Annotated in this window: 10 protein-coding genes; 4 read left to right on the forward strand and 6 right to left on the reverse strand. The window is 58.9% G+C overall.

Going from position 1 to position 10835, the window contains the following annotated elements; genetic code table 11:
• Positions 1 to 307: 307 nt before the first annotated feature.
• Positions 308 to 1105 carry an acyl-CoA thioesterase II gene (locus GHO41_RS27010; protein WP_153330582.1) on the forward strand — a complete coding sequence of 266 codons (798 nt, stop codon included), beginning with the start codon at positions 308 to 310 and terminating at the stop codon, positions 1103 to 1105.
• Here GHO41_RS27010 and GHO41_RS27015 read toward each other — a convergent pair.
• The 3 genes from GHO41_RS27015 to GHO41_RS27025 all read right to left on the reverse strand — a co-directional run bounded on the left by GHO41_RS27015 (position 1102) and on the right by GHO41_RS27025 (position 3925).
• Positions 1102 to 1368, reverse strand: coding sequence for a DUF3040 domain-containing protein (locus GHO41_RS27015; protein WP_123750348.1), 267 nt, complete (start codon positions 1366 to 1368; stop codon positions 1102 to 1104). The genes GHO41_RS27010 and GHO41_RS27015 overlap by 4 nt on opposite strands.
• 100 nt (positions 1369 to 1468) lie before the next feature.
• Positions 1469 to 2950, reverse strand: a complete 1482-nt coding sequence (locus tag GHO41_RS27020) for a methyl-accepting chemotaxis protein (RefSeq protein ID WP_153435132.1) — start codon at positions 2948 to 2950, stop codon at positions 1469 to 1471.
• Positions 2951 to 3115: 165 nt separating this feature from the next.
• Positions 3116 to 3925, reverse strand: a complete 810-nt coding sequence (locus GHO41_RS27025; RefSeq protein ID WP_048368635.1) for a TatD family hydrolase — start codon at positions 3923 to 3925, stop codon at positions 3116 to 3118.
• A gap of 237 nt (positions 3926 to 4162) precedes the next feature.
• On the opposite strand from GHO41_RS27025, the gene GHO41_RS27030 reads away from it, so the two are divergent.
• A complete protein-coding gene (locus tag GHO41_RS27030; RefSeq protein ID WP_048368634.1) occupies positions 4163 to 5581 on the forward strand; it encodes a transglycosylase SLT domain-containing protein in 1419 nt (472 codons plus the stop codon).
• Positions 5582 to 5681: 100 nt separating this feature from the next.
• Complete coding sequence (locus GHO41_RS27035; protein ID WP_153330585.1) at positions 5682 to 6116, forward strand: DoxX family protein; 435 nt, start codon at positions 5682 to 5684, stop codon at positions 6114 to 6116.
• Positions 6117 to 6195: 79 nt separating this feature from the next.
• Here GHO41_RS27035 and GHO41_RS27040 read toward each other — a convergent pair whose 3' ends face one another.
• The gene (locus GHO41_RS27040) at positions 6196 to 7872 is read right to left on the reverse strand and encodes an acid phosphatase (protein WP_153330586.1); all 1677 of its coding nucleotides are present in this window, start codon (positions 7870 to 7872) and stop codon (positions 6196 to 6198) included.
• 331 nt (positions 7873 to 8203) lie between these two features.
• On the opposite strand from GHO41_RS27040, the gene GHO41_RS27045 reads away from it, so the two are divergent.
• Positions 8204 to 8512 (forward strand): hypothetical protein, encoded by a 309-nt coding sequence (locus tag GHO41_RS27045; protein WP_048368631.1) that lies wholly within the window; start codon positions 8204 to 8206, stop codon positions 8510 to 8512.
• Positions 8513 to 8995: 483 nt separating this feature from the next.
• On the opposite strand, the gene greB is transcribed toward GHO41_RS27045, so the two are convergent.
• A complete protein-coding gene (gene greB / locus GHO41_RS27050; RefSeq protein ID WP_048368630.1) occupies positions 8996 to 9493 on the reverse strand; it encodes a transcription elongation factor GreB in 498 nt (165 codons plus the stop codon).
• A gap of 34 nt (positions 9494 to 9527) precedes the next feature.
• Positions 9528 to 10835 (reverse strand): FtsX-like permease family protein (locus GHO41_RS27055; RefSeq protein ID WP_153391860.1); only part of this gene is annotated, 1308 nt, incomplete at its 5' end.

Raw genomic sequence — 10835 nt, forward strand, 5'->3', positions numbered from 1 at the left:
CTGCGCAAAACCTGCGTTCGGCCAGCGTGGTTTAATGGGGCCTTTTAGATCAAGATCAAAAGCAAGATCTAGATCAACAGCTCGCGAGCAAGCTCGCTCCTACAAATCCTTTAAAATCAATCACTTATTTTATGTTTGATAAGAGCGAGCTTGCCTCGCGATCTTTTGATCTTTAAAAGATCGCGAGGCAAGCTCGCTCCTACAGGGGGAAAGTGCTTTTTCAGCAGATGATTTGGCGCATATAGGCGCTGTGCCGAGGCGGGCGGGTCAGTAGTATCACGGCCTATTGTTCAGCGTTGAGGTGTGTATGCAGTTTTCTGAATTGGTCGACGCTGTACGTAAAAACCCCCTGGACGTGACCATCACTGAAGATTGGGGGCAGGGGCGGGCCAGTTTTGGTGGGCTGATGGTGGCGTTGCAGTACGAAGCCATGCGCGCTCAAGTGTCCAGCGAGCGGGCGTTGCGCTCATTGGCGGTGACGTTTGTCGGGCCCGCCGAGCCGGGCGTGCCGGTGAGTTTCGAAGTCGAGGTGCTGCGCGAAGGCAAGGCAGTGAGCCAGGTGCTGGGCCGGGCCGTGCAAAACGGCCAAGTGGTGACACTGGTGCAAGGCAGTTTTGGTGGTGCCCGCGAGTCTGCGGTGAAGGTAGACAGCTTGCCTGCCCCTGACATGAAAGCCCCCGAGCAATGCCCGTTATTGCCCTATATCAAAGGGGTGACCCCGGAGTTTATGCGGCACTTGTCGATGGCGTTTGCCGTGGGCGCCATTCCGTTCACCGGGCGTGGCACACGTGAAATGGGCGGTTGGGTGCGTTTTGCCGGTGAGGTGGCAGAGCAGCCGCTCACAGAAACCCACCTGCTGGCGTTGATCGACACCTGGCCTCCGGCGTTGTTGCCGTTGCTCAACAAACCGACGGCGGGCAGCACGCTGACCTGGACGGTGGAGTTTGTGCAGCCGCTGCCCGACGCCAACACCCTGGACTGGTGCAAATACCTAGCGGTGATCGAACATGCCCGTGACGGCTACGGCCATGTGGCAGCCAATCTGTGGGCGCCCAATGGCGAGCTGATTGCAATCAGTCGCCAGACCGTCGCCATCTTCGGTTAAAACGTTTTGCTGCGCTGTGCTTGCTGAGCCTTGGCATCCAGCTGGCGGCTCTGGCGCTGAATGGCCATGCCGGCAAACAGCGCCACCAGGCCAATCACCGCGCTTGAGGCGTTGTTGCTGAACACGCCGGTAGCCAACAGCAGGAACGCCAACACCATCATCGCCACAGCCAGCAGGCTCAGCGCCTGATGGCTGGCACTGTGGGTGCCTTGTGGGTTAGAGCGCCATTGCCAGGCGGGTAGATCAGGATGACGTTTGCCCATGATTTCTCTCCTTGGTTCAAGGGTTCAGTCTTGTCTGAACCGGATGAGCCAAGAATAGGGGCGAGCCGGGCGAACGGCGAATCAACTCTGGCTATAGGCCTTATAGCTTTAACTGACCAATGGCCCGATTCAGCTCACCGGCCAGGGTCGCCAACTGATTGCTGGTGGTGGCCGAATCGACGGTTTGTTGCACGGTGTCTTCAGTGACATCGCGGATGCTGACCACGGCGCGGTTCATCTCTTCGGCCACTTGGCTTTGCTGCTCGGCCGCGACCGCGATTTGCGTATTGCTTTCGCGCATTTGCGCCACCGCGTGGGTGATCTCGGCCAAGGCTGCGCCTGCCTCCTGAGCCTGCTGTACGCAATCGTCGGCCTTGAACGAGCTCTCTTGCATAAAGTCCACGGCATCCCGGGTGCCGGCCTGCAAGGCTGAAACCATCGTGGTGATTTCGTCAGTGGAGGTTTGCACGCGCTTGGCCAAGTGCCGCACTTCGTCGGCCACCACGGCAAAGCCACGGCCCATGTCGCCCGCACGGGCGGCTTCGATGGCGGCGTTGAGCGCCAGTAGGTTGGTTTGTTCAGCGATGCTGTGGATCACGCTGACCACGCTATTGATCTGCTGGCTGTCCTGGGCCAGTTGCTGAATCATCTCGGCGGTTTTTTGCACGCCATCGGAGAGGTTGGCAATGGAGGTTTGCACGCGGCTGACCACTTGTTGCCCGCTGCCGGCCAGGTCGTCGGCGGTTTGCGACAAATCACGGGTGGCGCCCGCGTGCTGGGCGATGTGATGGACCGTGGCAGTCATTTCATTGATGGCTGTGGCGGCCTGGTCCGTCTCGCTTTGCTGGCCGAGCATGCCGTGTTGCACTTCGTTCATGCTGCTGGCCAGGCGCGCGGCCCCGGCATCCAGTTGCGCGGCGGTGTCTGCCACGGTGTTGACCACCCGCTGATAACCGGCCTGCATGGCATTGAAGGCGCTGGCCATCTGGCCGACCTCATCGTTGCAGGCCAACGGCACACGGGCAGACAAATCGCCGGTTTTTTCGACATGCAGCATCACATCTTTGAGGGTGTTGAGCTGGCTGAGCAGAAAACGAATCAACAATTGAGAAGCGCAGAGCATGGCCAGCATCAGCACCAGAACGGCCGCCGCATAATTGGGCAAACGCTCGACGAACACTTGGGCCAGGCTGGGCGCGTAGGCCAGCACGGCGACCTTCTGACCATTCTCGCGGCTGACCACCTCGGCCCCGGACAGCGGGTTTTGCCCGAACAAAGGCATGTGATTGAGCGATACCCAGCCGTTGGCGTCGCTCAATTGCGGCAACGGCTGACCGTTGACGGTCGGCACGGCGTTGGGCGCCAGTGGCAGCAGGGCTTGGGCTTCGGGGAGTGGCTGATTGGCCGGCCACACGCTGAGCAGGTGCGCCTGAGCCTTGGCATTGGCGTGGGCGGCGTTGCTGCGTGATTGCTGTTCGAGTTGCACGGCGTACAGCACCAGCAGCAACGTGGTGACAAAAGCCACCGCATTCACAGCCCAGAATTTGTATTTAAGCGAGATGTTGCTAAGCCAGGCACCCATGGAAGGTCTTCTCTGATGTGGCGAACACAGTATTGGCAAGGTGCCATCATTGTGCCGCTACTTTATGAAGACAATGTTGATGTGGGTCAAGCCGTCTGGCATAAGGCGGACCCGGATTAGCAAGATCAAAAGATCGCGAGGCAAGCTCGCTCCTACAGATTGCGGTTATGCGTCCAGTACCGGCAACCCGAAGAACGCCCGGGCGCAGGCGGTGGTGTGGGCGGCGAGGTCGTGTTCGGACTCGGCGCGGTGCACGGCCACTTCGCGCAGCACTTCAGGCAGGTAGGCCGGTTCGTTGCGGCCACTTTTGGGCTTGGGGCGCAAGGTGCGCGGCAGCAGGTACGGCGCATCGCTCTCAAGCATCAAGCGGCCACGCGGGATGTCGCGGACCAGCGGATGCAGGTGAGTACCGCGGCGCTCGTCACAAATCCAGCCGGTAATGCCGATATGCAGGTCCAGGTCGAGATAGCTGAACAATGCCCGCTGCTCGCCGGTAAAACAGTGCACAACCGCTGCCGGCAGGTGGTCGCGGTAGTTGCGCAGGATTTCCAGCAGACGCTGGTTGGCGTCGCGCTCGTGCAGGAAGACCGGCAGTTGCAGCTCCACGGCCAGCGCCAAGTGCTCTTCCAGCACTTTCTCTTGTTGTGCACGCGGCGAGAAGTCGCGGTTGAAGTCCAGCCCGCATTCGCCCACAGCCCGCACGTTGACCTCCTTGAGCAAGGCCCGCAGACGCTGGGCGCTGTCGCCGTTCCAGTCGCTGGCCGAATGCGGGTGAATACCCGCGGTGGCGAACAGCCGTTGGCCGTTTTCGTCCAGCTCGCGGCACAGTTGCAAGGCCTGTTCGCTGCCTTCAACGCTGGTGCCGGTGAGGACCAGTTGGGCGACGCCAGCAGCGTACGCACGGTCCAGCACGGCTTGGTGCTTACCGTCGAAACTGGAGTTGGTCAGGTTGACGCCGATATCGATGAGTTGCATGGTTCTACCTCAGGCCACAGGCCGTGAAGCATATCAGAGCTGTAGTTTTATAAGAAAAACCAAGAACTACAGACGGTTATGGTTGTCTTTGAATGCCGCAACAACGCAATGCCTTTTTCATTTCAGGGTGCATTGGCTGTATTGCGCTCTGTTTCCAGCGCTGAAATTCCCCCAATGGGGTGACCGATTGTCGGGTAATCCGATGCGGCGCGGGACTGTATTCTTTCCGGAGAACGGATGACGAGACCTACGTTATTGATTGCGCTGTGCCTGTTGCTGTTGCCGCTCCCGGCAGTGGCGCGATTGGCTGGGCCACTGCAAGTCGGGCAGTCAAGCCAGGTCCGCGATCTGGCGCAGATTCGCAGCAGTCAGGTGTTGCGCGTGTTGGTGAATCAAAGCCGCAACAGCTCCGGCGAAGTGCAGGGCCAGGATATCGGTGTTGAATACCATCGCCTGCGCGCTTTCGAGCAATACCTGAATGCCAGCGCCCGCGACGGGCACGAAATTACCCTCAAGATCATTCCCAAGGCCAAAGATCAGTTACTCGGTGCGCTCATGCGTGGCGAAGGCGACTTGATGGCGCCGGGGGAGTTGCTGGACGTCAAGCCCAGCCATGCGGTGAGCCCGAGTGATCCTGTGGTCGATCGGGTGCCGTTGTTGCTGGTGGGGAAGAAGGGCGAGCGGCGTTTTACCCGGTTTGAGCAACTGTCCGGGCGCACAGTGGCATTGACCACAGGCAGCGCGGCCGGTGAGTCCATCAGCCTGATCAATCAAAAACTCGCGCTACGCAAATTGCCCCCGGTGAAGGTGGAGTGGGTCGATCCGAGCTTGGCGGTGGAGGATGTGCTGGAGATGGTCCAGGCCGGGATCTTTCATCTGACCATTGTCGAAAAGCCGATTGCCGAGCGTTGGGCCACGCTGATGCCCAAGCTGCGCTTTGACCGCCAGGTGCTGATCAGCGAGCCGGCCGCGATGCGCTGGTTTGTCCGCCGCGATGCCGCCATGTTGCACGCCAGTGTCGATAAATTCCTGGCCAGTTATAAAGCTCCGTCCAATCAGGATCTGGCGTTTGAGAAGGTTTACCGAGGTTTGTACCGGGTGCATTACCCGTTGGCCAAAACGGACCGGCAAAAACTCGAAAAACTGCGCCCGGTGCTGCAAAAACATGCACGGCAACAGGGTATGGATTGGCTGAACCTGGCCGCGCTGGCTTTTAAAGAGTCGGCCCTGGACCCCGGTGCACGCGGCTCGGGTGGCGCGACGGGGCTGCTGCAAATTACCCCTTCGGCGGCACAGCGGGTTGGGGTCAATGACATCAAAAATGTCGATAACAATGTGCAGGCCGGTGCCAAGTACTTATCGATGATCCGCCGTAAATTTTTTTCTAGCCCCAAACTCAATGAACGTGAGCGCATGGCCTTTGTGCTGGCGGCTTACAACATGGGCCCTGAGCGGGTGCAGGCCATGCGGGCGGAGGCCAAGCGACGGGGCTTGAACCCAAATCAATGGTTTTTTCAGGTAGAACGTATTGCCATGGAACAGATGGGCATGAGCGCCGTCAGCTATGTTAATAGCGTGAATAAATACTATTTGGCATTCGACCGCGAGCGCGACTCTTTGGAGCCGGCAGCAGGGCGGGTAGCCTCTCGCAAGTAATCGAATAATTCGATTGTAATGCGGGGTTTATTCGACTTTTAACATGATAAAAACTGATTAATATGGCGTCCATTCCCCACCTGATTTGAAGGAACGCACCATGAGCAAATTGATCCAGACTGTTCTCGCTACCCGTGCCGGCTACGGTTTGACCGTCTTGAGGGTGTTTGTCGGCATCATCTTTGCGGCCCACGGCTCGCAAAAACTCTTTGGCTGGTTTGGTGGGGGCGGCCTGGCGGGCACCGCACAATGGATGGAAAGCATCGGTCTGGAACCGGGCATCTTGATGGCACTGTTGTCGGGCGGGACTGAGTTCTTTGGCGGGCTGGCCTTGATTATCGGTTTGCTGGCACGCCCGGCAGCCTTGGGCTTGTCGTTCACTTTGCTGGTGGCGATCTTCTCGGTGCACATTCACAACGGGCTGTTTATGGCCAACAACGGCTATGAGTTTGCCCTGGCCTTGCTCGGCGGCACGCTGGCGGTGTTGCTTGAAGGTGCTGGCAAGCTGTCGGCTGATCGGGCCATCGCGAGTTAAACGCGAGCTTTTCGCAGGCCATAAAAAATCCGCAGCCCGGTACAAGGGCTGCGGATTTTTTGCTTCTGGCGGGTCAGTTTCAGAACATCAGTGCGTTGGTCATATCGCCCATGGGCGTTTGACCGCGGGCTTTCATGGCATCGTCACGGTGTTTAAGGCCGTCAAGGGTTTCCAGTTGGTGCACGCGGGTGATCAAGCGCAGGACCGACGCCGTGTCATATACCGTGTGGTCGACCGTGCCTTTGCGCGCGAACGGTGACACCACCAACGCCGGGATGCGTGTACCCGGGCCCCAGCGATCGCCCTTGGGCGGGGCAACGTGGTCCCACCAGCCGCCGTTCTCGTCCACAGTCAGCACGATAACCATGTTTTCCCATTGCGGGCTGTTGCGCAGCACTTTGAGCACGCGGTCCAGGTGTCGGTCACCCGCCGCCACGTCGGCATAACCGGCGTGCAGGTTGAGGTTGCCCTGAGGTTTGTAGAACGACACGGCTGGCAGCTTGCCGGCTTCGGCATCGGCGAGGAAGCGGTTGGTGCTGCTTTCGTCGCCCAGGCCGCCATCACGCAGGCGCTTGCTGCGTTCAGCCGGGTGTTCCGGGCCTTGGCGGGTGAAGTAGTTGAATGGCTGGTGGTGGTACTGGAAGTTCGGGATCTTGGGGATACCGCCAGAGTCTTTGTACTCGTCGAGCGTGGCTTGCCAGGCACCGGCGTACCAGGCCCAGTCGATGTTCTTTTTACTCAGTTTGTCGCCAATGTGTTCATGGTTTTGCGGCACCAGCACGCTGGGCAGGTCGGGCTTGGAGTAGTCCGGGCGCTCGGGGTCACGAATCCATGTCGGCCAGTAGGGCGGGGCCATGGTGTTGACCGCGTAGCCGTCAGGTGTGATCGCGCTGGGGCCAAATTGCGGGGCGCCGGTCATGGCGCTTTGGGGCGATTTTTCCAGCGGCTTGAGGCGCGTGCCTTTAGGGTCGTCACCTTCCAGCGTGGCGATCTGACTTTTGGCTACAGAGTTGGCGGCGTCCGGGTAAACCGGCACGGCGGCGCTGATCAAGTACTGGTGGTTGAGGAACGAGCCGCCAAAAGCGCCCTGGAAGAAGTTGTCACACAGCACAAACTCACGGGCGACATCCCACAAACGCAGGGAGTATTGCGACTGCGCGTAGTGGCCCATGGGCAAACCACCGGAGTCGCCCCAGGCCACAAACTGGTCATTTTTGCCGTCGTTGATTTGCATCTGGTTTTGATAAAACACGTGCCACAGGTCACGGGTCACCAAGCTCAACGGCAGGTCTTCCTGGTTCGGGCCTTTGAGGGCGAATGGTGCGTTGGGCAGGTTTTCCTGGAACTGCACCCCTTGCGGATACGTGACACCGTCAACCGTTTGCGGGCCTACCTGCAAGACGCCGCCCCAGGCCGGTGGCAGGGTGTTGAGCAGGCTGCCATCGCGGTCGCGCTGCTGATAGTCAGCTGGTTTGAGCGCCGACAAGGGCTTTTCGACACCGGGGAAGTTGGCGAACAAGTTATTGAAACTGCGGTTCTCGGCGTAAATCACCACGATGGTTTTCACCTGCTCGTGGAGCTTTTTGTCCAGTTCGGTCGGGGTTAGCGGTTCAGCCGCGACGGGGGTGTCGTGCGGGGTGTTTGCATACACGTTCAAGGTCGCCGCACCTACGCCCAGCGCGGCTGCACCGGCGAGGAAGCGACGGCGGCTGGCATCGGCAGGGAGTTGAGTGTCCTTGTCTTTTTCGTCGCTCATTACGGGGTCCTGTTAACTGTTACAAAACATTTTCGGCGGCAGCGTAACAAGGGATTATGACGGCGGGGTTTCAATTAATCGAATTCAACCAGGTGCAGGCGCATTCTTCATCTAAGCGTGCATGAATTCATGGGGGCGTCTGGGGCAGGGTTTTCGTGGCATATGATTCTTGACAGTTGTAAGCGGCTTTATCTAGGATGTTTCTTGCGCCGATTTAAACAGCTACTTGCGGGGCGCCAGGGTGTCAAAAGACGCTCGAAATACCGCTAAAGCGCTGGTTCGGTGTTGCCTCTCACCTGCCACGCAGAACCTTGAGGCGGAGAACCGATACATGATTCAACCACGTCCTTTCGTTCGTCTGGCGCCGATCACGGCCAATCAGACTTCGCGCAACCCAAAAATCCTCCTGGGCGGTAAACATCAGCCAACGCTGCTGCGTTATCTGGACGGCTGGCCGCGTCGCAAAGGGCAAACTTCAGCGTTTTTGATTCAGTTTGTTGAGGTCGACGACGAGCTGACGCGTTTTGCCGCCGACAGTTTTGACCTGGCAGTGATTCAGTCGCCTTCAGCCGAAAATGCCGAGCTGGTCATTCGCAACCTTATCCGCGTGTCCCGCCAGGGTTTGATTACTTTGCGTTAATGAACAGGGTCGCCCATCAGCTTTGTTTAACAGGCAAAGCTGAAACGGATCATGTTTCAAACTGGTGATAAGACGACCATCCAAACTTAACGCATTGTTTAAAAGTTGTGTTGGCCATTAGCTCTTCTGCCGTCGAGTAAGTCGAACGAAACGGTAGTACTGGAATCGGGTAACCACTGAACTTGGTAATACAGCCCCTGTAGAGATGTGGCCCCTTGCCAGGTAGCCGTTTTACGTCAGCCTCAGTCCAGTCGGAGCTGTTTGCACTTGCGGACGCTGGCGTTTGGGCTATTGCTGCGGTAGTGGCGAGCACACTCAATGAGAGTGCTGCAAAAATGCGGGTTAAAAGTGTCATTAATTTATTCCATTAAAATAATGTAAGTGGTTTGTAGTCCTCAGTTTAGTGGTGGGGGCTTAACGCTCAATGAGACAACAGCCACGCTGTTTGTAAGAAACGCCCCGGATAAACAGTGGCGTTGTTAGTCAGGGGTACTCAATAGCCACGATATACACGTACTGTTCGCCGGTGGGGGTTTGTACCCGAACTTCGGCACCCAGCGCTTTGCCTATCAAGGCGCGGGCCAGGGGTGAGTCGATGCTGATCAGGCCTTGTTTAAGGTCCAGCTCATCGGGGCCGACGATGCGGTAGCGCGACTGTTTGCCGTCTTCATCTTCAATCGTGACCCAGGCGCCGAAATACACTTTGTTCGGGTCGCCAGGTTTTTCGCTGACCACTTTCAGGCTTTCAAGGCGTTTGGTAAGAAAACGCACGCGGCTGTCGATCTCGCGCAGCATCTTTTTGCCATAAGTGTATTCAGCGTTTTCCGAGCGATCGCCTTGTGCTGCTGCTTCACTGACCGATTGCGTGACCTGTGGCCTGCGCACATGCCACAGCTCATGCAGTTCGGCGCGCATCCGCGCTTCACCTTCCGGGGTGATCAGCGCGGTGCCAGCAGGGCGGGGAGGACGGTAGCGGCTCATGGTCAATCCGTTGGCAGAGAAGGGCGCGAGTCTATCAGCCCTCGCGCAGCACTGTCAGCGGGCTGGCATTGAGTGCGCGGCGGGTACCAAACACCCCGGCGCCGCCAACCATTACGGCGCCGAGCACCGGCAGCATCAACAGCCATGGGTGCGGATGCCAGGGCAGGTCAAAGGCATAGCGGTACAGCACCAGGCTGACCAGTTCTGCGCCCAGCGCCGCGAGCAAGCCGCTGGTGGCACCGAGCAAGCCGAACTCGATGCGCCGGGCCTTGATCAGCAGTTGGCGTTCGGCTCCCAATGCCCGCAGCAAGGCACCTTGGCGGATGCGCTCGTCGAGGGTGGATTGCAGACCGGAAAACAGCACTGTCATCCCCGCCGCCAGAACGAACAACAGTACGTACTCAATGGCAATTGTGACTTGCGCCAAAATGCTGCGCAGCTGTTCGAGCAAGGCATCAATCGGCAGGATGGTCACCGCCGGGAAGCTGCGCGACAGCTCAATGATTTGCGTGTCGTGACCCGGGGCCAGGTAAAAACTGGTGAGGTAGGTGGTCGGCAAGTCCTGCAGGGTGCCGGGCTGGAAGATCATGAAGAAGTTGGGCTGGAAGTTGTCCCAGTTAATGCTGCGCAAACTGGTGACTTGCGCCTCACGGTTGACCCCGGCAACCGTAAACACCAGATGGTCGCCCAGCTTGAGTTTCAGGCTTTCGGCCACTTTGGCTTCAACCGACACCCCAGGCACACCCTGTGGCGGTTGCGCTGACCACCACTGACCTGCGGTCAGTTCATTGCCTTCAGGCAGGTCGGCGGCCCAAGTCAGGCTCAGGTCGCGCTGTACGGCTTTGTCGCCGCTGGAGTCTTTGGTGACGATCTCTTGCACCGGCTCGCCATTGATGCTGATCAAGCGTCCGGGCACCACCGGGTAGATCGGCGCAGCCTGGGCCTGGAGTTCGTGCAGGCGGGCACCAAAGGCGTCCTTGTCGGTGGGCAAGATATTCAGTGCAAAGTAGTTGGGTGCATCTTTGGGCAACTGGTTTTGCCAGGTGTCGAGCAGTTCGCCGCGCAACAAGGCAATCAGCGCCATCGACAGCAGGATCAAGCCAAACGCCAGAGCCTGTCCGGCTGCGGCCAGAGGCTGGCGCAGCAGTTGGCCCAAGCCCAGACGCCAAGGCAGGGAGGCGCGGGCCAGCCCACGACGAAGGCCCTTGAGGCCCAGCAGTAACAGGCCGCCGAGTATCAGTGCGGCAATCACCCCGCCGCCGAGCAGGGCGAAGGTCAGCACCAGGTCCAGGCTCATGCGCCACATGATCAGGCCCAGCGCCAGCAAGGCGGCTCCGTACAC

The sequence above is a fragment of the Pseudomonas sp. FSL R10-0399 genome (genome assembly GCF_009600165.1).
Taxonomy (GTDB): domain Bacteria; phylum Pseudomonadota; class Gammaproteobacteria; order Pseudomonadales; family Pseudomonadaceae; genus Aquipseudomonas; species Aquipseudomonas helleri.